The sequence below is a fragment of the Paraburkholderia sp. BL17N1 genome (assembly GCF_003634175.1).
Lineage (GTDB): Bacteria > Pseudomonadota > Gammaproteobacteria > Burkholderiales > Burkholderiaceae > Paraburkholderia.
Map to the genome: position 1 here is coordinate 582550 of NZ_RBIW01000001.1, position 20312 is coordinate 602861.

The 20312-nt window shown below is 61.4% G+C and carries 17 protein-coding genes; 9 read left to right on the plus strand and 8 right to left on the minus strand.

The features are described from left to right. Window positions 1-22: 22 nt before the first annotated feature. Entirely contained in the window at window positions 23-1303 is a 1281-nt protein-coding gene (locus tag B0G82_RS02540; protein ID WP_241974456.1) for a glycosyl hydrolase, read from the minus strand. A 966-nt stretch (window positions 1304-2269) separates the two neighbouring features. Here B0G82_RS02540 and B0G82_RS02545 point away from each other — a divergent pair. After that, entirely contained in the window at window positions 2270-3958 is a 1689-nt protein-coding gene (locus B0G82_RS02545) for a beta-glucosidase (protein WP_121306558.1), read from the plus strand. 24 nt (window positions 3959-3982) lie between these two features. On the opposite strand, the gene B0G82_RS02550 is transcribed toward B0G82_RS02545, so the two are convergent. Both B0G82_RS02550 and B0G82_RS02555 read right to left on the minus strand, forming a co-directional pair. Then, the gene (locus tag B0G82_RS02550; RefSeq protein ID WP_116142741.1) at window positions 3983-4399 is read right to left on the minus strand and encodes a VOC family protein; all 417 of its coding nucleotides are present in this window, start codon (window positions 4397-4399) and stop codon (window positions 3983-3985) included. Beyond that, window positions 4396-4926 (minus strand): AraC family transcriptional regulator, encoded by a 531-nt coding sequence (locus B0G82_RS02555; protein ID WP_116148653.1) that lies wholly within the window; start codon window positions 4924-4926, stop codon window positions 4396-4398. Before B0G82_RS02555 ends, B0G82_RS02550 begins: the two co-directional genes overlap by 4 nt. Window positions 4927-5132: 206 nt before the next feature. On the opposite strand from B0G82_RS02555, the gene B0G82_RS02560 reads away from it, so the two are divergent. Next, window positions 5133-5603, plus strand: coding sequence for a hypothetical protein (locus B0G82_RS02560; protein WP_241974457.1), 471 nt, complete (start codon window positions 5133-5135; stop codon window positions 5601-5603). A gap of 18 nt (window positions 5604-5621) precedes the next feature. Here the strand turns inward: B0G82_RS02560 and B0G82_RS02565 are convergent, their stop codons facing one another. The 5 genes from B0G82_RS02565 to B0G82_RS02585 form a co-directional block, all read right to left on the minus strand. After that, window positions 5622-7109 (minus strand): MdtP family multidrug efflux transporter outer membrane subunit, encoded by a 1488-nt coding sequence (locus B0G82_RS02565; protein ID WP_116142743.1) that lies wholly within the window; start codon window positions 7107-7109, stop codon window positions 5622-5624. Continuing rightward, a complete protein-coding gene (locus B0G82_RS02570) occupies window positions 7106-9214 on the minus strand; it encodes an FUSC family protein (RefSeq protein ID WP_121306559.1) in 2109 nt (702 codons plus the stop codon). Before B0G82_RS02570 ends, B0G82_RS02565 begins: the two co-directional genes overlap by 4 nt. A 7-nt stretch (window positions 9215-9221) precedes the next feature. After that, window positions 9222-10280 (minus strand): multidrug transporter subunit MdtN, encoded by a 1059-nt coding sequence (gene mdtN / locus B0G82_RS02575; RefSeq protein WP_121306560.1) that lies wholly within the window; start codon window positions 10278-10280, stop codon window positions 9222-9224. A gap of 19 nt (window positions 10281-10299) precedes the next feature. Then, window positions 10300-10584, minus strand: coding sequence for a YtcA family lipoprotein (locus B0G82_RS02580; protein ID WP_121306561.1), 285 nt, complete (start codon window positions 10582-10584; stop codon window positions 10300-10302). Window positions 10585-11054: 470 nt separating this feature from the next. Next, window positions 11055-11741: a CerR family C-terminal domain-containing protein gene (locus tag B0G82_RS02585; RefSeq protein WP_121306562.1), complete on the minus strand. Its 687-nt coding sequence runs from the start codon at window positions 11739-11741 to the stop codon at window positions 11055-11057. Window positions 11742-11909: 168 nt separating this feature from the next. Between B0G82_RS02585 and B0G82_RS02590 the strand changes: the two genes are divergently transcribed. From B0G82_RS02590 to B0G82_RS02620, 7 genes are all read left to right on the plus strand, one after another. Continuing rightward, window positions 11910-12989: an HlyD family efflux transporter periplasmic adaptor subunit gene (locus B0G82_RS02590; protein WP_241974458.1), complete on the plus strand. Its 1080-nt coding sequence runs from the start codon at window positions 11910-11912 to the stop codon at window positions 12987-12989. Beyond that, a complete protein-coding gene (locus B0G82_RS02595) occupies window positions 12986-13930 on the plus strand; it encodes an ABC transporter ATP-binding protein (RefSeq protein WP_121306564.1) in 945 nt (314 codons plus the stop codon). Before B0G82_RS02590 ends, B0G82_RS02595 begins: the two co-directional genes overlap by 4 nt. Continuing rightward, window positions 13927-15069 carry an ABC transporter permease gene (locus B0G82_RS02600; RefSeq protein ID WP_121306565.1) on the plus strand — a complete coding sequence of 381 codons (1143 nt, stop codon included), beginning with the start codon at window positions 13927-13929 and terminating at the stop codon, window positions 15067-15069. The genes B0G82_RS02595 and B0G82_RS02600 overlap by 4 nt, the downstream gene beginning before the upstream one ends. A 12-nt stretch (window positions 15070-15081) precedes the next feature. After that, window positions 15082-16542 (plus strand): efflux transporter outer membrane subunit, encoded by a 1461-nt coding sequence (locus tag B0G82_RS02605; RefSeq protein WP_121306566.1) that lies wholly within the window; start codon window positions 15082-15084, stop codon window positions 16540-16542. A gap of 194 nt (window positions 16543-16736) precedes the next feature. Next, window positions 16737-17903: an HPP family protein gene (locus B0G82_RS02610; RefSeq protein WP_199730047.1), complete on the plus strand. Its 1167-nt coding sequence runs from the start codon at window positions 16737-16739 to the stop codon at window positions 17901-17903. Window positions 17904-17992: 89 nt separating this feature from the next. Beyond that, entirely contained in the window at window positions 17993-18406 is a 414-nt protein-coding gene (locus B0G82_RS02615; protein ID WP_106284409.1) for a helix-turn-helix domain-containing protein, read from the plus strand. Between the two features lie 6 nt (window positions 18407-18412). Beyond that, complete coding sequence (locus B0G82_RS02620) at window positions 18413-20203, plus strand: chloride channel protein (protein ID WP_121306568.1); 1791 nt, start codon at window positions 18413-18415, stop codon at window positions 20201-20203. Window positions 20204-20312 lie beyond the last annotated feature (109 nt).

Genomic DNA, 20312 nt, shown 5'->3' on the forward strand with positions numbered 1-20312 from the left:
CACAGTAGTGTAATGGCTCAGGTCAGACCGGATTGGCGGCCACGAATTTCTTGAACGCCGAGTAGGACGGGTTTTTCGTGACACCGTCCGCCTGTATGAGGCCGAAGTCAGGATCGATCAGGCAGTACATCTGGACCGACTGAATGTTGAACTGATCCTTGAGCGACCGGTACTCCGTCAGTGCCTGGGTTACGTAACTGGCTTGCTGCGTCGGCGTAACCTGGCTCCCCTCCCAACCCCATTCCGTCAACCAGATTGGCAGGTTAAAGGAGTCCTTCAGAATCTGCAGCACATTCACGCAGGCGTTGTTTCGCCAACCGCAGGTGATATCGCCTGAACTCTGATACCAATGGAACGTCGTGTAGTCCCAACGGACCGGAGTTGCACCGGAAACGCCGTTGACGGAGCCATCAGGCGTGATACCGCTCCACAGCATCTGCTGGGCGCGATAGGCAAGCGGGATACCAACGTTGACACCGCACTGGATCGTCGGATCGATTGCCTTCACACCGTCGATCATGCCTCGAATGACGCCGCGGAATGCCGGCCAGATCGCGGGACTATAGTTATTTGTATTGCTGCCGTCACCGTTCGTAACCAGACCGTCCGAATCGAGTTCGTTGCCACACTCGATGTACTTGACAAGGCCTTTCAGCGGCTTGGCAATCGAGGCGCCGAGGTTGTAGCCCAGCGTGTAGGCGGCCGATTCCGAACCGTTCTGGTTATAGGCAGTCGAAGCCGCGTTAATACACGGCATGATGGCCACGCCGCTGCCGGCGAACGCGCCGGTCAGCGCGTTGGCCACCGTTTGAGCCATGCCGGCATCCGCCACGTCCACGCGATAGTTCGTGACGCCGAGATCTTTGAGCAGTGCCAGTTGCGCAGCTGCCGACATGGTGTGGTAGATGCCGTCGGGCCACGCAAGGTGGCCATTCATGCCGTAGAACAGATTGCCCGAAGTCGACCCGGAACTTGCCCGAGTGACGTTGACCGTGATGGTCTGTGTGGTCTTGGTGCCGCCGGCCTGGCCAGCCGCCACCGAAAATGCGACCACGTCGATCTGGTGCGATCCCACGGACAATTTCGTCGTGTCAACCTGGACGGAAAATTTGCCGCCGCTCGGTGTCGTGTCGGGGCCGATCTTGGCAACCGTGGCGTGGTCATAAACGGCGACGTTGCGCCACGTGGTGCCGGCCGTGCCGCTCACCGTGATGGTGCCAGATACAGTCGCGTTCGCCGCAGGAGCGGTCACTGTGAAGCCGTTTGAGCCCGCCTTGTTGGCCACGGTGGCGTCGTTGGCCACCGCCGCAGGCGAGTCGCCGCTTCCGCCGCCGCCGCACGCGGAAAGCGCAATCGACCCGGCGCCCGCGATGAGACCGGCGAGGAACTTCCTTCGAGGGACGGATTCAGTAGGAACCAGAGAAGGGACGGACAGTGGAAGATGTTGCTGATTTTTCGGTCGGTTGGGTAAGGTCATGAGTACAACTTACGCAGTTCGGTTGGGGATCGCAGTATATGTGCCCGACTTTTTCGTATGTTGTAACTGGATGTAAAAGCGCAGCAATAAGGCGAACTATCTCCAGACCAATTCCGAAAAGCAAATATCCGCATTACGCGTATCGAAAAAGAGAACATATGTGCGCCACCGAACATACGGATGTTGTGCGCGCGCACTGATAAAAAAATTATTTACCTATTAATTTGGGGTTCTCAAATCTTAATTTTTGTGCTCAATCCCTCTCTGCTAGCGCTCCTGCGCCTTGTTTCCAGAGAAACGAATTGCAATACAAAGATCACATAGTGAGACTAATTATTCATACAAATACGTTAATCGCTGGTTAAGCTTGTCTGATGAATAACGTTTTGAATAATTGTCTCAAAAAGATGCCGACCCTTAAATGAGTGAAGGGTTTTCCATTAGTCCCCATAGAAAATCTTTTAACCACGCTCGCTCCGAAGTCCACTGCGAAATTCCGCCCGCAAGCGTCCAACTTCTCGTCAGACGTTTGATTGATTCTCCAGATGAAATACCGATCGCGGACGTGATCTGGCACGCGCGAGCAATTCGCTGTGGATCAACGCACGCTCCGCGGCGAATGCTGCGAAAGTTCGATGTCGTACTGACGAGTGGCCCAGCGCACCCTATCTTGGGTCTGCCCGCCGCAAAAGATGCAGCGCCCCGCGTGTCTCCAGGTGCTGCAGCACCCTCCTCTCCGCTCGTCAAACAGACCGGGCCATTTTCATCAGCGATTCAACGAGGATTGATCCGATGCCGACGATTCATCGCCGCCGCAGCCTGTTCAGATCACGCATATCCTGGCGCACTGCGCTGGCCGCACTGGTGTTTCTAGCTTTTTCAGGCGGCTCATACGCGCAGGTGACGCTGCAACTCGTCAACCCGCCGGGCTCGCAAGTCAACCTGACAAGCGGAAAGAAGATCCTCCAGTTCAAGGTCTTGTCGCCGGCCCGTTTGCGCGCCGCGAAAATGACAGTCGGCGTTTTTTCCTACGACAGCGACGGCAAGGCGGCGCCCGCGCCACTCGCCTCGTACGAGAAAAGCGTCGGCAGCATGGAGGGTGGCAAGGCCATCGACGTCGAAGTAACGATCCCACGTTCCGGTCTATTCCGTGTCGACGCAACCTTGAAGTCACCGGATGGGGAAATCCTCGGCAAGACCACGAGCACGCTGGCTGTCGTCACGAAACGCGACGAAGTCGGCCCTTCCGACTTCGGGGTCGGCACGCACTTCGCTCAACGCGTCACACCACCTGCATCGGTGCTGCTGCCGCTCGTCAAGCAGGCTGGGTTTTCGTGGATTCGGGACGACCTCTATTGGTCGGCAATCGAGAAAAAGCCCGGTGTGTTCAAGTTTCCCAAGAGCTATGACGCCTACCTGGCGTTGAGCAAACGGCTCGGCATTTCGACTGTAATCGTACTTGGCGGCGGTAACGCGGATGCCTACCCTGCCCTGTTTCCGAAATCGGACTTTCCATTTTCACCTGATGCCCGTGCGCGCTTTGCAGCATACGTCGATGCAGTGGTGGCGCGATACGGCGACGACACTGTGGCTGAACCCTACGGCGGAACAGTTAGCCATTGGGAAGTGTGGAATGAGCCTGACTTTAGCAAGATCGGCTACGCCGCCTATCTTGCGCTGTTGTGGGAAACGTTCGGCGCGATTGAAGATGTGGATCCCAACGCATCGGTGATTTCCTGCGGCGGCGGCGGCTCGGGCGGCGGCCCCGGCGGCGACTGTGTGGTCGGCCTGCTCAAGGAAGGAGGACTAAACGACCAGACGGGCTTTAGCGTCCATCCATATATGTCGCCGAATACGCCAGAAAAGGGTTACCGAACCGTAGACGCACCAATCGACGCGGTGAGCATCCCCACAGTGTGGCCCTATCTGAAGGACTTTATCGCCGACCGGGTGAAAACAGACGGCCGACCTCTGCAAGTTTGGGTGACGGAGATGGGCTGGCCTGTCAATCCCAAGGAACCGGGGCAAGACGAGGCCATGCAAGCGGCCAATCTGGTGCGCAGCTATTTGTTGTCACGCCGCTATGGCACGGTTCGCGTCCTGTTCTGGTATGACTTTGTCGATGACGGCACCGACCCTTACAACATCGAACATAACTTTGGGTTGCTGCATTACGACCTGACACCGAAACCGGCATTCGTCGCGGCATCCGTATTAAGCAGCACAGTTGGCAAGCGACCGTGGGTGAAGGCGTTAATCGACTCGGAGAACGTCAAGGCATATCAATACGGAACCGACGATCCGGTTATCGCCGGTTGGACCGTCGACGGCAAGCAACATGACGCGGTCGTGAGCCTGCCGCCGGGAAAATACATACTGCGCGACTGGCAAGGTGTCGATACGCCTGTGTCGATTAGTGCTCAAGTCTTCCACTGGCGAGTGGGCTCGATTCCCCGCTACCTCATACCAGAACGACGCTAGCGTCGGCGCGACGGGGGCGACTATTCACGTCGTGCTCCGCGGCTCCTGAATCATCTTCCACCCATTGCCGGCGGGGTCGCGAAAACCAGCGTCGACGCTGCCATAGCGGTCCACCGGCTCCTGGGTGAATTCCACGCCACTTTCCTTTAGCCGGGCATAGCTCGCGCGGCAATCGGACACCAGCAGGACGAGCGGCGGCATGGCGCCCTTCGCGACCATCGCGCGCAGGATCTGCGCGGTGGCATCGTCGTGAATGGGCGGCCCGGGTCTGAACAGCCCGAGCTGGAACGAAGGCTGGTCCGGATGCTGGACTGTCAGCCACCGGTAGGCGCCGTTCACCACGTCCGTATGCACGCGGAATCCGAGTTTGCCGACGTAGAATTCCAGCGCTTCGTCCTGATCGTCGACGTACACGCCCACCACACTGATACCCTGGTTCATGACACCTCCTTGGTTGATGGCCGCAATGTACCTTTGGCCGCACGGCGGCGCTTCTCCAAAACTGCGATGGTGAGATCGGGACGCTGAGCGGCCTTCAGAACGCAAGCGGGTACGCGGTCGATCTGCTGCATGGCGGCCTGCGCCTCCCGGCGCATGGCGCTCGGGCTCCGACCGTTAATATCGCGGAAGATGCGGCCAAAGGTGCCCAGGCTCTCCCAGCCGGTGGCGAAGGCAATTTCCGTAATGCTGAGCGCGGTGTCGCGCAGCAGGGTATTGGCTTGCTCGATGCGCCGCGTCAACAGATAGCGATGCGGCGGGATGCCGAAGGCCTGCTTGAACGAGCGCGCGAAATGGGCCTCGGAGACGCCACTGACCGCAGCCAATCGTTCGACAGGCCAGGCCTCGTGCGAGGCAGCGTCCATTCGGTCTTTGGCGCGCAGCAGGCGACGCAACAGTGCTGGCGCCTGCAACGGGTCAATGCCGAACGGTGCCGGAGACGAGGTGTGTGGTTGATTAGGTTCGGCCATGAGCGTCATTCTGTCGCCATCCTTTGTCGCGAGCGCGGTGCATGGATAATTCTAGCGCGCCGGATTCGCAGCAGCCGGCTTTCGACGCGTGCGGCGGCCGTCGGCCTTTGCCAGGGCACGCCTTTGCGCAGCTTCAGCCGTCATCGCGTTCCGTGGGATCGACTGCCCTCAAAAATACACACCACTGCATTACTATGGATAGCTGAATGACCACGCGAGAACAGTCCATGAACGCATCGGTTATCTCTGCCCTGGCTGCCCTTGTCGGTGCCGCGATCGGCGGCTTGACTTCGGTTCTTGCCTCCTGGCTGACCCAACGCACCCAGGTTCGCGCGGAGTGGCTAGCGCATGATCTCGCGTGGCGGCAGGAACTGTACAAAGCGTTCATTGAGCAAGCGACGAATTGCTATGTGCACGCGCTGCAACACAACGAGCCCGATCTCGCTGGCCTGGGCAACCTCTACGCGGAGATCAGCCGCATGCGCCTCCGCTCGTCCCTTGAAGTCGCGGACGAAGCCGACGTGATCGGACGCAAGATCGTGGACACCTATCTCGCGCCAGACAAGTCTTTCATCGAGATTCGCGAGATGCTCGCGGATGGCTCGATCGACATTCTCGGGAAGTTTGGCGACGTGTGCCGCGCGGAATTCGCATCGCTGCGATCACAACAGCTCTGAGCGGCATAGCCGCGCCGTTCAGCGCGGCTTGAGTTCAACAGGCGGATCGGCGAGATAACCGCCGCCGAGCGCCTTCGCCAGAGCAATCTCCTGACTGAGCACTTGACCGTTGAGCGTAAGCAGGGCGACCTGTTCCGCGATCACCGGCTGGCGCGCTTCGAGCGCCGCGAGCCGGCTCGTGAGTCCGCGTTGATAATAGGCTTCCACACTGTCTCTCGTGAATGTAACCGATTCGATCCGCTGCTTCTGCAAAGCCTTCTGCGCATCGAGAGACTGCAGACGGCTGCCCGTCTGCGCGACATCGCGTACAGCGTTGAGAACGGCTTGGTTGTACTGCTCGATCAACAGGTTGCTCCCCTCGCGCGCGCCGCTCAGGTTCGCATTGAGCCGGCCGCCGTCGAAGATTGGCAGATACAAGCCCGGAATCAGGTTGATCTGCTGGCTCGCATGCGTGAAGAGATCGGCGAGGTGCAAAGCGTTGAAGCCGAAAAATGCCTTGATGTCGAAGCTCGGATAAAACGCCGCCTTTGCCGCATCGATCTTGTCGAACGACGCCTCGACATACCATCGCATTGCCTGCAGATCGGGCCGCCGGGCCAGCAGTTCGTACGACAGCGTCGCCGGCAAGGCCGCCTGCGAACGTGGCAGCGCGACGGGTTCGATCGTGGGCAGGCCAACGGGTCCGGCGCCGACCAGTGCCCGCATCGATTCGCGAAGTTGCTTGATCTGCCCTTGTGCCGACACGATCTGCTGTTCGATGGCCAGTTGCTGCGCTCGTGCTTCTTCGAGCAGGGTGCGGGCTTCGAGGCCGCGCGCCGCGCGCGCTTCGTGTGCTTGCACTGCGAACACCGCTACCTCATGCGAGTCACTCAGCAGATCGATCAGCTGATAAGTCGTTTGAATGCCGTAGTACAGCTGCGCGACATCCGCCGAGATTTCGAGTTCGACAGCGGATGTCTCGGCGAGCCGCGCATTGCTCACACCCAGCGACGCAGCGACCTCCGCGCGTTGCTTGCCCCAGATGTCGATATCCAGGCTTGCACCCAATCCGACGACGCCCTCGGTGTACCACGGCCCGGTCAGCCCCGCAGCCGGTTCGTTCTTCGCGAACGGGCCGAGAAAACCGTTCGCGGAAATATGCTCGCGATCCAGCGACGCCAGCGCGGCCACCTGAAGGTTGGATCCTGCTTTGGTCAGTTCCACGTCCGACTTCGCCTGCGCGACGCGCGTGCGCGCAATCACCATCGTCGGCGCGTCGGCTAGCGCCTGATCGATCAGGGCGTCAAGTTGCGCGTCGTGATAGCGCGTCCACCAGCGCGCGGCGGGCCAGCCGTCGCGTGCGAGATGGATGTCGTCCGCAAGATTGATCTGCTCGGGCGCGATCTCGGAACGGGGCGTGCCGTTGTGATGAATCAGCGCGCAACCCGACAGCACGGACGTTAGCCACGCGAGGCATAACACGCGGCGACGCCATCGTCGAGCGCACAAAACCGGTCGCGCCTTCATGCTCGTACCGCCGCTGATGCGTGCGCCGCGACCGGTGCCTCGGCACGCCAGTCCGGCAAGCCCGTGATCTGCCGCAACAGTTCGTCCGCTGCGGTGATGAGCGACTGATCGGCAGGCTGAGCCGGTTCGCCCGCTTGCGCAGCGGTCTCGATACGGCGCGGCGCGCGCGCATCGGGTGGGTTGGCCGTCAGCTCATCCGCGTACCGGTTGAGTTCGGTGCCGGCCTGTTGCTGGGCTGCGCGCACTGCGTCCATGGTGTGTGAGCTTGACAAGCCCGCTTGAGCCACCAACGTGTTGCGCAACGCGTCACCCGCCAGCATGATCTCGCGCCCCTGCGCGAGGACCGTTTGCGCGCGCAGTGTCAGTTGCGACTGCTCGCTTTCCTGCCAGCCGGGTTCGAGCGCGACGCGCGAAAGCGTCGTCTCGCAATCGGTCAGCACGGCCCACGCCTGCAACTGTCGCTGAGCATGAGGCAACTCATCCACTTGCTCTTCGCCGACCTGCGACGGGCGCACCTGTGCGGCGATCGCGCGCAACAGGGTGGCGAGCTTCTGCCGCAGCACGTCGCCCTCGCCCTCGCGCCAGAACGACATCTGCACGAACGTCGCCACACCGACGCCCAGCAGAATGCCAACCAGCCGGTCGCGTATTTCAGTCAGATTGACGGTTGGGCCAAACTGTTCGAACAAGGCGAGCGAGAAGGTGAAGATGAGCTGTACGCCCGCGTAGCCGATCCGTTCCGAACCCGCCGAGATCCATGCTCCGAACGCGACGACAGGCAGCGTCATCAACAGCAGACCGACAATGTCGTCGAGATGAGGAACGACGAACACGACCATGAACAGCGCCAGCGCGCTTCCGATGGCAGCACCGGCCACCCGCAGCAACGCGCGCTGCGCCGATGCGCCGAGGCTCGGCAGCGCGACGATCACGCAGGTCAGCATGATCGTGTGGATGCCCTGCCAGTCCACGGCGTTGTAGAACACGTAGCAGACCAGAACGGCGAGCAAGGTCTTCAGCGAAAAGCGCATGTAGGCGGGATTGGTCCATGCATCCGGCGCAATCATCGGCTCGCTGGCGGGCGGCTTGCCGGATGCCGGGTCGCTCGCAGCCAGGTCGGCGAATGCGCGCAGCGCCCGCTGCGATTCGGCAGCAGCAGGAATCGTGTCGGCGGCGTTGCGCTCTTCAGGTGTCGCCGTGCTCAAGTAGCGATAGGGCTCGCCGGTCATGACCGCCTGGTCGAGCGCGTGGCAGTTCGCACGCAACTCGCGCAACATCGCCAGCTGCGCGGCTGAGGCGCGCGGCCAATTCAGCGGAAGCTCACTCGCTCCGCGATAAAGCCGCGACACGGTCGCGATGCATGCAAGCTGCGACGCCTGATGTTCGCGATAATGGGCATCACGCATTGTTGTGAACCGCAGCAACTTCTGCAGCGTGAGCGCGCCTTGCTGAACGGCCGCCAGCGTGACCGGCTCGGCGCTCGTGCTGCCGTCGATCAGTTGCGCCAGGCGCGCGTCCAGCGCTGCCAGTTGCCGATGGATTTCCGCCTTGAGTTGCAATTGCGGCTCGACGGGCAACAAAAGCGTGTTGACCACGAGCGTCAGCGCGATCGGATAGTTGACGGCGACCCACACCCATAACACCGCGCGGATCAGCAGGTCGGCCTGATCGGTCCGGTCGACAAAGCTCTGCACGTAAATCACAATGATGGCGACGATGAAGAACACCACACCGATCTTGAGAACGCGCAGCAGGTACACGCTGCCCAGGAACAGCAGGCTCGCGATGACGATGCGCAGCAACGGGTAGTCGAATGTAAATTTCAGCAGCAGGATCGACAGGCCGATGGCGAGCGTCGATCCGACCATGAACATCACGCCGACCAGCCGTGTAACCACCACGTTCGACTGCGTGACATAGAACACCACCAGTAGCGACAGCGCAAGCTCCGGCACCTCGAGCGTATTCGACACGACAATCACAATGGCGCTCGTCAGCATGCAGCGCAGCATCACGTTCAGACGCCCGGGGAAAGGCGCAAGCTCGCGCCTGAGGAAAGCGCCTGCGTCGCGCAGCGAAACGGGCAGGTAGTCGGCGGCGGTCATGGGGTCCTCAATGGCGCTCGCCGTCGTTGCCGCGCCCGGGTTCCAGCACGGCCACCGCGGATGTCCCGACGCGGAACAGTTCCGGGTTCGGTTTGTCGATAAGGATCTTCACCGGGAAGCGCTGCGATACATGCACCCAATTGAGCGTGCGTTGAATGCGTGGTAATCCGCCCGGCAATGCAAGGCCGGCTTCATCGGGCGCGATGCCGTAGCTGATCGAATCGACGGTCCCCTGGAAACGCTGGCCCGTATCGCTCATCAGGTACACAGTGGCTGGCGTGCCCGCCCTGACGCCCTTGAGTTCGGTTTCGCGAAAGTTCGCGACTACGTACCAGTGGCGCGTGTCGATCAAGGTGAAGACCGGTTTGAGCGCCGTGGCAAACTGCCCGGTCGATGTCTTCAAAGACACGATGCGTCCATCGAACGGTGCGCGCACCGTTGCATACTCGAGGTTCAGTTCGGCAGTCGCGATTTCCGCCATGACAACGGCACGTTGCGCGACCAGCGCATCGACGCCGCTCACAGCCGCTGCCGCCTGCTGCGCCTGCAGTTGCGCGGCGCTGAGTTCGGCCTGCGTGGCGCGTTGCGCGGTGCGCGCGCGGTCGACATCTTCCGCCGACACATAACCGTGCGACAGCAGCGGCTCCATGCGGTGCAGCGTATCGGATGCCTGCCCGGCCGCAGCTCTCGCGCGCTCGACCGCCGCACGCACCGACTGCGCGTTGTACTGCTGCGCGTTGACCGTACGTTGGGTCAACTCGATCTGGCGATCGAGCGCGACGAGCGACGCGTTGCCTCGCGCGAGCGCATCCTGATACGGGCGCGGGTCGATACGGAACAACAGATCGCCCTGCTTCACCGCCTGGTTGTCCCGTACGGCCAGTTCGACGATGCGGCCGTTGACCTCCGGCACGACGTCGATCGTGTCCGCGTAGACATAAGCGTCGTCGGTACGAGGGGTGCGGTCCCACTGCCGGATTACATAGACGAGCAGCAACAGCGTCACCACGACGATCACGATGGCCGGCCATTTTCTTTTCGATGTCTTGCTGGCTGGAGTCGCCATTCATCCACCCGACAAAGATTCAATGTTGGAAGAAGATCAACCAGACAACGAGCGCCAGCAAAGCGACAAGCGTGGGATACGCGACGGCGGAAGGTCCCACCAGATGGTCGGCTTGCAGGCGCTTGAGAATCAGATAGATGACGACCGTGAGCACGACGCCCGCGACAATGCAGAACAGCCAGTCGGGAAAGTACGCGCCAAGCACGCCGATGGACGGTGAATTTGTACACCCTGTGATCGGAATCGCGGCAATCGCGGCCGCGCCGATTGCACGCTTTGAATATCTGCCTCTGGCTGGTGGCATGTGTCGTTTCAAAGTCGACTCTGTGGTTGAAATCAATGTCTCACCTTGCAGATACGCCGATGCCTCTCGCCCCGGATTCGGGTGTTGGGCAGCAAGGGAAACGGCTTCGGGCACACTAGCGAGCCGCCGCTTGCCTTACATCTCCAACAGCGCGCCGTCATTCAAGACCGTCTGAAAAAACCCATGGCGCGTTTGCAAGGTTGTAGCCCGTGGGTCCGCCCGCCGACAGATGGCGGCGCACCAAGTCGACACAATAACGCCGAAAAAGGCATCCCGCACTATATGAATATGACATGTTGCGATCGTTCCGTTTCCTGGTCAAACCCGACGCTGAGCGGCCAGAGGATTGCAAGAGGCGATGCCGTGTATCGACCGAGGCGCTCGACCTGCGTCACGAAATGTCGAGGCGATGATTCTGGCTATCGTCATGGAAGCTACTCCCGTGGAGGAAGCTGTCTGAAATGCCGGATTCACCTCGCTTCTGAACGATGAGCGACTGCGATCGCATCGAGCCCTGCCAGCACGAATCGCACAAAATCCTCTGCAAGCGCATCCTTGTCCTTTGCGGCAGCAGGCAATAGCGCAGACTGCATCTGCTTGGGCGCGATCATCATGGCGATGCAGGGCAACACCGTGAACATCACAGCCCGCTGAACCACGGGCGTGGTCGGGTCCAGCCCCAGCACTTCGCCGATCACCTTCAGCATGAATGCAGCTTTCGGACGCACGGCTTTTTCGATGAGCGCCGGGATGGCTTTCGACGGCGACAGCACTTCGCGCAACATCAGCATGAAGCCCCAAGGCGTGCCCGCGCTCGTTGAAAGAACGACGAAACGGCAAAGGATGGCACGCAACTGATCTCTGGGATCGTCGAGGCTCGCGGCAAGCGCCGCTAACTCGTCAAGACCCACGACTTGCCGGTGCGCCTCGACGAGCGCCGCTTCGTAGAGCGCCTCCCTGCTGCCAAAGTGATAGTTCACCGACGCCATCGGTGTGCCCGCGCGCTGGCAAATTTCCTTGCTGGTGGCATCCGCGAAACCGCGTTCGGCGAACACCTGGCCCGCCGTCGCGAGCAGGTGCTGACGGGTCGCCGCGCCGTCGGGGCGCGAGGCCCGCTTAGGCTGCGTCGCGGCTGATTTTCTCGGACTGGTCGGCATGGTCGAAGGCTTTCATTCCCAAAAATACTTTGAATTTGAATTCAAATTCGCATAGTATCCATTTTACTTCATCTGCGTCCGGTCCGCGAACGGACGCGCCGGCATGGAAGGCCGAGTCACCAAGGCAGCCGGATCGCCCTCGCGGAGACCGCAGATCGAACTCGTCGCGTGCTGCCCGTCGTGCTGACTCGATCCGCTTGGTGTGCCGAATCGCGGCTCCATAGGATTTTAATTATGTATTACTCACTAAATAAACGCCTCTCACTGGAAGTTCTATGCAACTCCAGGCGAGCGCAACGATTTGCTGAAACCGCGCTTTCGGTGCTGCTTCTCGCCCTGCTATCGGCCTGTTCACGGCACGAAACGGCAACTTATCAGGGCTATGTCGAAGGTGAGTTCGTCTATCTCGGCTCGACACAGGCCGGCAAGCTGACGGCGCTATCCGTCTCTCGCGGACAAACAGTCAAGGCGGATGACTCGCTATTTTCCCTTGAGTCTGACGACGAAGCCCACGCACTCGTCCAGGCGCAGCAGCAACTCGCGGCGGCCCGCGCCCAACTCGCCGACATCCGGACCGGCAAGCGCGTGCCCGAGGTCGACGTCAATCGCGCGCAACTGGCGGAGGCCATTGCCAACGCCCGCAAAGCCGCGCTGCAACTGACGCGCGACGAGGCCCAATACCGCGCAGGTGGCATCGCAAAAGGTCAACTCGACGACTCGCGCGCTAACGCCGACTCGACCGCCGCGCAGGTTCGGGAACTCACCCATCAGGTCGACGTGGCTCGCCTGCCCGCCCGTTCACAACAGATCGTCGGACAGGAGGCACAAGTAGCCGCCGCCGATGCCGCCGTCGCGCAGGCCCAATGGAAACTCGATCAGAAACGCGTCGCCGCCCCATCGGAAGGCCTTGTCTATGACACGCTCTATCGCCAGGGTGAATGGGTGGCCGCCGGTAATCCTGTCGTCCAGATGCTGCCGCCGCAGAACATCAAGGTGCGATTCTTCGTTCCGGAAACGATCGTCGGGCAACTGGCGCTCAATCGCGGCGTGACGCTGCATTGCGACGGCTGCGCGGCTGATGTACCCGCAAAGATCACTTATGTGTCGAGTCAGGCCGAATACACGCCGCCCGTCATCTATAGCAACGAGAGCCGCGCCAAGCTCGTGTTCATGGTCGAAGCCCACCCGTCGATCGCGGACGCAACGAAGCTTCATCCGGGCCAACCTGTCTCGGTGGTGCTGCAATGAACGACGACGCCCACCAGTACGTGATCGACGTGCGTGATCTGAACAAGCGCTTCGGTAACAAGCACGTTGTCAACAACGTCTCTTTGCGGGTCGGCCGTGGTGAAATCTTCGGCTTTCTCGGGCCGAACGGCAGCGGCAAGACGACCTCAATCCGCCTCATGTGCGGATTGCTCACACCGGATTCGGGCAGCGGCACCTGCCTCGGCTACGACATCGTGCGTGAGAGCGAGCAGATCAAACGCAATGTCGGGTACATGACCCAGCGCTTTTCCTACTGGGAAGACCTGACCATCCGCGAGAATCTCGACTTTGTCGCGCGCATCTACCAGATGCGCAACCGGCGAGAAGCGGTGGATCGCTCGCTGGAATCGCTCGGCCTGCAGACACGCGCGAACCAGTTGACCGGTTCGCTATCGGGCGGCTGGAAGCAGCGGCTCGCGCTGGCCGCCTGTATGTTGCACGAGCCAAAATTGCTGCTGCTCGATGAGCCCACCGCCGGCGTGGATCCCACCGCACGGCGCGACTTCTGGGAAGAATTGCATCGCCTCGCCGCCACCGGCATATCCGTGCTCGTCAGCACCCACTACATGGACGAAGCGGAACGCTGTCACAAGCTCGCCTATATCGCTTACGGGAAGATGCTCGCGCGCGGCACCGCGAATGAGGTGATCGAATCACAAGGTCTGTCGACGTGGTCCATCCACGGCGAACACCTGAGCAAACTATCCGAGCAGCTTCGTACCACGCCCGGCGTGGACCAGACCGTCGTGTTCGGTTCAGCGCTGCACGTCAGCGGGCGCGACCACGAGGCGCTCGAAACCGCGGTGCGGCACGCGGTTGCCGGAACCTCGCTGCGCATCGAACCGATCGGCACGGGACTCGAAGACGTATTCATCTATCTGATGAGCCATTCGAAGGACAACTTCGGAGCGCCGTCATGAGCAATCGCACCGTCTTCTCTCTGACACGCTGGTGGAGCATTGTCCTCAAGGAGTTTCTTCAGCTAAGGCGTGACCGCGTCACGTTCGGCATGATTGTCGGACTGCCGATCATCCAGCTCGCACTGTTCGGCTTCGCGATCAATACGGACCCGAAGCATCTGCCGACAGCCGTTATCCTCCACGACCAGAGCCAGTTTTCCCGCAGCTTCGTTGCGGCGATGACGAACTCGGCCTATTTCGATATCGTCGGAATCTTGCCTGACGAAGAGGCCGGGCGCCGCGCGCTCGCCCAAGGCAAGGTGCAATTCGTGCTGAATGTGCCGGTGGATTTCTCGCGCAAACTGCTGCGTGGCGAGCATCCGTCGCTGCTGGTCGAAGCCGACGCGACCGATCCCACCGCAACCAACACCGCCGTCGGCGCGCTGCCGAAACTTGTCCAACCGGTCGCGAATAAAGATCTCACGGGTCCGCTCGCACATCTGAACGGCACGCAAAACGCCTTCGACGTGCAGGTTCACAACCTCTACAACCCCGAAGGCGTGACGCAATACAACGTGGTGCCCGGCTTGATGGGCGTCATCCTCACCATGACGCTCGTCATGATGACCGGCCTCGCCGTGACTCGCGAACGCGAGCGCGGCACGATGGAAAACCTGCTCGCCACGCCCGTTCTGCCAATCGAAGTGATGACCGGCAAGATCGTGCCCTATGTCGTCATCGGGCTCATTCAGGCGTCGATCATTCTTGCCGCGACACGCTACGTTTTCCACGTTCCATTTGTCGGCAGCGCATTGGCCATCTATCTCTCGGCTCTGCTTTTCATTGCGGCGAATCTGACGGTGGGCATCACGCTTTCTTCGCTTGCACAGAACCAGTTGCAGGCGATGCAGCTGACTATCTTCTACTTCTTGCCCAACATCCTGCTCTCGGGCTTCATGTTCCCTTTCGCGGGCATGCCGGCGTGGGCGCGGTTTATCGGCAACCTCCTGCCGCTGACCTATTTCAACCGGCTGATTCGCGGCATCCTGCTCAAGGGCAATGGCTGGGCCGACCTGTGGCCCTCTGTGTGGCCAATGGCGCTGTTTACCGCGATCGTCATGGCTATTGCATTGCGCTTCTACCGGCGCACGCTCGACTAGGAAAACACGATCATGAAGCCACTTGCTTTCCTCTGTTCACTCGTGCTGTGCGGCTGCGCAGTGGGACCCGACTTTCACGCGCCCGCGGCACCGGACACGCAAACCTACACGCACAAGGCCGAGCCGGCACGCACAGTATCGACCGACGGCGCCGAGGGTTCCGCCCAAACCTTTACAACAGCGGATGCGCCACTGCCGCTGTGGTGGCGCCAATTTCATTCGGCCGAACTAGACCGTCTCGTCGATCAGGCGCTGAGTCGAAGCCCCTCGCTGGTGCAAGCCCGCGCAAAGCTGATGGAGGCGCGCGAAAACTACAATGCGCAGTCGGGCGCCACACGATTTCCGAGCGTCGACGCGAAGATTTCCGGAACGCGTCAACAGGTCGATCTCGCGGCGTTCGGCATCCCGCATGTCGAGAACCCGGGGCCGTTTTCGCTATTCAATGCGTCGGTGACGGTGGCGTATACATTCGACGTTTTCGGCGGCAATCGCCGGGCGCTCGAAGCCGCGTTGGCGCAGGTCGACTACGAGGCGTTCCAACTGGACGCAGCGCGCTTGTCCATTGCGGGCAATGTCGTATCGACGGCGGTGCAGCGCGCTTCGTTGCAGCGGCAGGTCTTGCTGACACAACGCCTCGCCGACGCACAGGCGCAGCAACTCGGCATCATGGAAGCACGCCTCGCCGCCGGTGGTGTGTCGCAACTCGACGTAAACAGCCAGCGCACGCTGCTTGCGCAAACGCGCGCGTCGCTGCCGCCGCTCGCCACACAGCTCGCGCAGGCGGATCACCAACTGGCGATCCTGGTGGGCGACGTGCCGTCCAAAGCGGAGTTCGATCGACTCACGCTGGACTCGCTTCATCTGCCGACTGATATACCCGTCACACTGCCTTCGTCGCTCGCGCGGCAACGCCCTGATATTCGCGCCTCTGAGGCGCTACTGCACCAGGCCAGCGCGAACGTGGGTGTCGCGACCGCGAACCTGTACCCGCAGTTTTCGCTGTCGGCGGGAATCGGCTCTGAACGTACAAGTGTCCAGGACATTGTGAATGGCCTGAATATCTGGAATATCGGCCTGAATCTCACCCAGCCCATTTTTCGTGGTGGCGAGCTGCATGCGAAAAAGCGCGCTGCCCAGGCGGCCTATGACGCTGCGTTCGCGAGCTATCAGCAAACGGTGCTCCAGGCCCTGCAACAGGTTGCGGACGCGCTGACGGCGTTGCGTAACGACGCGCACGAACTGCATGCTCGCGACGACGCCGCCCGGCAAGCGCAAGCCAACCTCCACATTGCGCATGCGCAGTATTCGGCGGGGGGCGTCAGCCAGTTCAGCCTGCTCGACACGCAACGTCAGGCGTGGCAGACCGCTCTCGATCAGACGCGCGCGCAGGCGGCCCGGTTAAGCGATACGGCCGCGCTATTCCAGTCGCTGGGCAGCAGCGAACCCGATTTGACCTTAGGAAGCGCGCGCTAACGGCGGAAGAACCCGCGGACCAGACCTGACCCTCGGCCACCGCCCGCTTCTGCTGCGTTGCGGCGCCCCGCCGCGCAGTTTTATATCACAATGAAATATAATCATGACGATGCGTTCTTTCGTTTCCTGGGGATTTGGCCGTAATGTGTGGCCTCCTCTAATGTGACACCGCCTTCCATTTTCCTATTCGAACCTTGTCCCGCTACGCTTTCATCCGCTGGCTCGCCAGCTTCGCCCCCCATCCCATGGCTGTCCGATGGCCAGAACGCCTGAGATCGTGTCTCGGCGCACTGCTTGGGATTGCGTTTACCGGCGGGACCATGCACGTCCTTCTCGGACCGGCGGCAAATATTCCGTTGCTCGTCGCGCCAATGGGCGCTTCGGCCGTGCTGCTGTTCGCGGTTCCGGCCAGTCCGCTTGCGCAACCGTGGTCGATCATCGGCGGCAATATCGTCTCTGCTACGGTCGGCGTGGCCTGTGCAAGCTGGATCGGCGATCCGGTGGGCGCCGGCGCTTTGGCCGTCGCGCTCGCGATCTGCGCGATGTTTGCACTGCGCTGTGTTCACCCGCCGTCAGGCGCGGTTGCGCTGACTGCGGTTCTTGGCGGTCCGGCGGTGCATGCGCTGGGCTATCGCTTCGTGGCCGAGCCGATTGCGATCCAGTCGGTGACGCTGCTATGCGCCGCCATCGTCTATCACGCAGCTACCGGACACCGATACCCCCACGTCGCTCAGGCGAGTTCGGTTAAAGGCGCGGGAGCGTCGACTTCGGCGTCGAGCGAAGGTTTCACGCGGGCGGACCTCGAAGCGGTGCTGAGCCGCCGCGGCGAATTGCTCGATATCGATACGGACGATCTGGAATCCCTGCTGCGCGATGTCCAGCTACAGGCCTACGCCCGCACGTTCAATGAACTGACCTGCGCCGACATCATGTCGCGCTCGCTCGTCGCCGTGTCGGCGACCACGCGTGCTTCCGCCGCATGGAGTCTGCTGAAACGGCGTCATATCAAAGCGCTTCCGGTCACTGACGAGAAGCAACACGTAATCGGCATCGTGACCCGCGCCGACCTCGTCGGCAAACGGGCGTTCGGCAAAGCGCCCGGCCTGACTTCTCCCATGCAACGCTGGTTCAGGCGCAGTGTCACTCCGGCGCCGCTCGTCGGCGCACTGATGAACGCGGACGTTCAGACAGTCGACGGAACGACCCCGATCGTCGAACTGGTGCCGGTTTTTGCGAACTACGGGCACCACCATATTCCGGTCCTGGACTCGCAACAGCGGCTAGCCGGCATGATCACACAGGCCGATCTCATCGCGGGTCTGTATCGCCAGGCTTACGCCAGGCATCGAACCGCGGCATAGCCACTGTCGCCGATACTGGGATCGAGCACGGACATACATATCACGTCATGATATAATTCGCGCGTTATCTCTTCCTCCACGGCACTTCAATGAAAACACTCACGCGCGGTTTGACCAAGGCGAACTTCGAGCAACTGTCCGAGTTTCGCTATCAGATGCGGCGCTTCGAGCGTTTTTCCGAGCAGGCTGCTCAGGGCGAAGGCATCACGCCATTGCAGTATCTACTGCTTCTGCACATCAAGGGTTATCCCGAGCGCGACTGGGCCACCGTTGGCGAACTTGCGGAACGGCTGCAGGCGCAGCATCACGGCGTGGTTGCGCTGGTGTCCCGCTGCGAGGCGCTCGATCTGGTCCGCAGAAAAGTCAGCGAGACGGATCGCCGCCAAGTCGAGGTTCATTTGCTGAAAGCCGGCGAGCAGGTGCTCGCCCGTCTCGCTGAGATGCACCGTGCCGAATTGAAGTCGCTCAAAGGCGCGTTTAGCGTCCCCCAGATCGATATTTGAGTCACCATGAGTCTCGACCACCATAAACGCGATTTTTCCGTCAACGCGAGGCTTCCCGGCATTGCCGCGCTCGCCGCGGGAATCGGCGCGCTCAGCACGCTCGCGGCGTTCGTGCTGCTGAGCCTGATTCATCTGTTCACCAATCTGTTTTTCTTCCAGCAGTTTTCGTTTGCGGACCGTTCACCGGCCGTCAATACCTTGGGTGTCTGGGTGGTGGTCATCCCTGTGATCGGCGGCCTGATCGTCGGTCTCATGGCGCGCTATGGCTCGGAGAAGATTCGCGGTCACGGCATTCCCGAAGCGATTGAAGCCATCCTGTTCGGCAAGAGCCGCATGTCGCCGAAGGTGGCGATTCTCAAGCCGCTATCGTCGGGCATCGTGATTGGCAGCGGCGGTCCGTTCGGCGCGGAAGGCCCGATCATCATGACAGGCGGCGCACTGGGGTCGCTGATCGCGCAGTGTGTGAAGGTCACGTCCGCGGAGCGCAAGACGCTGCTGGTGGCCGGCGCGGCGGCGGGCATGACGGCGGTGTTCGGCACGCCCGTGGCTGCCGTGCTGCTGGCGGTCGAACTGCTGCTGTTCGAATGGCGTCCGCGCAGTTTTCTACCGGTAGCGCTTGCGTGTGCCGTCGCCGGTTTTGCGCGTGCGGCGTTGTTCGGCACCGGCCCGCTCTTTCCGCTTGAAACGGCGCCGCCCGGCGCGCTATCGCTGCTGTCCTGCGTCATCGCCGGCTTGCTGTCCGGTGCGCTCGCCTCGGGCTTGTCGGCCGCACTTTATAAAGTCGAGGACCTGTTCGGCAAGCTGCCAATCCACTGGATGTGGTGGCCCGCGCTCGGCGGACTTGTCGTCGGCATTGGCGGCTTTCTCGAACCGCGTGCGCTGGGTGTCGGTTACGACGTGATCGGCGATCTGCTGCATCAGCACATTGCCATCCAGATCGCGCTGGCGATCCTCATCGTGAAGGCGGTCATCTGGGTCGTCGCGCTCGGCTCGGGTACCTCGGGCGGCGTCCTCGCTCCGCTGCTCATGCTGGGCGCGGGACTCGGCGTCCTGCTCGGCCACGTGCTGCCGGGCGGCGAACCCGCGCTGTGGCCGCTCGTCTGCATGGCGGCCACGCTCGGCGCCACGTTGGGCGCGCCGTTGACCGCCATCGTGTTTGCATTCGGCCTCACGCACGACAGTAACGCGCTGTTGCCGCTGCTCGCCGCGACACTGATCGCGCATGGGTTCGCAACGGTCGTCATGAAGCGCTCCATCATGACCGAGAAAATTGCCCGGCGCGGTTATCACATTTACCGCGAATACGGCGTCGATCCACTCGAGCGCCACCATGTCGACGAGGTGATGTCGCGCGCGGTCAAGACGATCGATGGCAGCATGTCCGTGGCAGAAGCGCTAACAACGTACTTCGGCGCGACGCAGACACATCGCGCGTATCCGGTCGTGCATCAGGGCGCGCTGGTGGGCGTCGTCGATCGCGCGATGCTGGAGACAATCTGCGGTGGCGACGCGCACAGTACGTTCGACTCGCAACTCGCCGACGTATTGCGACACCGTTCGGCCACTTTCGCGCTGCCCGGTGACACGTGCCGTCTCGTCGCAACACGGCTTGCGGTGCACGGTCTCGAACGTTTGCCCGTGGTTGCGGATTCCACCACGTTGCAATTAATCGGGATTGTGTCGCGCAGCGATCTGATCAAACCGTCTCTTGCGCATTTCGACGAAGAGCACAAGAAAGAGCGCTTCCGGCGTTTGCGGGTGCACACCGGCAAGCGGCACTTCCCGCCGGTTCCGTAAGCCGCGCGATCCGCAAGCCATTCCTCCCTGTCCCTTCCCGGAGGCGCATCCGGAGGCGACACGGATGCGACCGCCAACAGCATCCGATAGCAGTACGGCCATTTCCTCA

What these genes read in the sequence shown, in the direction of transcription:
- B0G82_RS02545 (WP_121306558.1), top strand. Translation starts at nt 2,270, where the DNA reads ATGCCGACGATTCATCGCCGCCGCAGCCTGTTCAGATCACGCATATCC.
- B0G82_RS02550 (WP_116142741.1), bottom strand. Translation starts at nt 4,399, where the DNA reads ATGAACCAGGGTATCAGTGTGGTGGGCGTGTACGTCGACGATCAGGAC.
- B0G82_RS02555 (WP_116148653.1), bottom strand. Translation starts at nt 4,926, where the DNA reads ATGGCCGAACCTAATCAACCACACACCTCGTCTCCGGCACCGTTCGGC.
- B0G82_RS02560 (WP_241974457.1), top strand. Translation starts at nt 5,133, where the DNA reads ATGACCACGCGAGAACAGTCCATGAACGCATCGGTTATCTCTGCCCTG.
- B0G82_RS02565 (WP_116142743.1), bottom strand. Translation starts at nt 7,109, where the DNA reads ATGAAGGCGCGACCGGTTTTGTGCGCTCGACGATGGCGTCGCCGCGTG.
- B0G82_RS02570 (WP_121306559.1), bottom strand. Translation starts at nt 9,214, where the DNA reads ATGACCGCCGCCGACTACCTGCCCGTTTCGCTGCGCGACGCAGGCGCT.
- mdtN (WP_121306560.1), bottom strand. Translation starts at nt 10,280, where the DNA reads ATGGCGACTCCAGCCAGCAAGACATCGAAAAGAAAATGGCCGGCCATC.
- B0G82_RS02580 (WP_121306561.1), bottom strand. Translation starts at nt 10,584, where the DNA reads ATGCCACCAGCCAGAGGCAGATATTCAAAGCGTGCAATCGGCGCGGCC.
- B0G82_RS02585 (WP_121306562.1), bottom strand. Translation starts at nt 11,741, where the DNA reads ATGCCGACCAGTCCGAGAAAATCAGCCGCGACGCAGCCTAAGCGGGCC.
- B0G82_RS02595 (WP_121306564.1), top strand. Translation starts at nt 12,986, where the DNA reads ATGAACGACGACGCCCACCAGTACGTGATCGACGTGCGTGATCTGAAC.
- B0G82_RS02600 (WP_121306565.1), top strand. Translation starts at nt 13,927, where the DNA reads ATGAGCAATCGCACCGTCTTCTCTCTGACACGCTGGTGGAGCATTGTC.
- B0G82_RS02605 (WP_121306566.1), top strand. Translation starts at nt 15,082, where the DNA reads ATGAAGCCACTTGCTTTCCTCTGTTCACTCGTGCTGTGCGGCTGCGCA.
- B0G82_RS02615 (WP_106284409.1), top strand. Translation starts at nt 17,993, where the DNA reads ATGAAAACACTCACGCGCGGTTTGACCAAGGCGAACTTCGAGCAACTG.
- B0G82_RS02620 (WP_121306568.1), top strand. Translation starts at nt 18,413, where the DNA reads ATGAGTCTCGACCACCATAAACGCGATTTTTCCGTCAACGCGAGGCTT.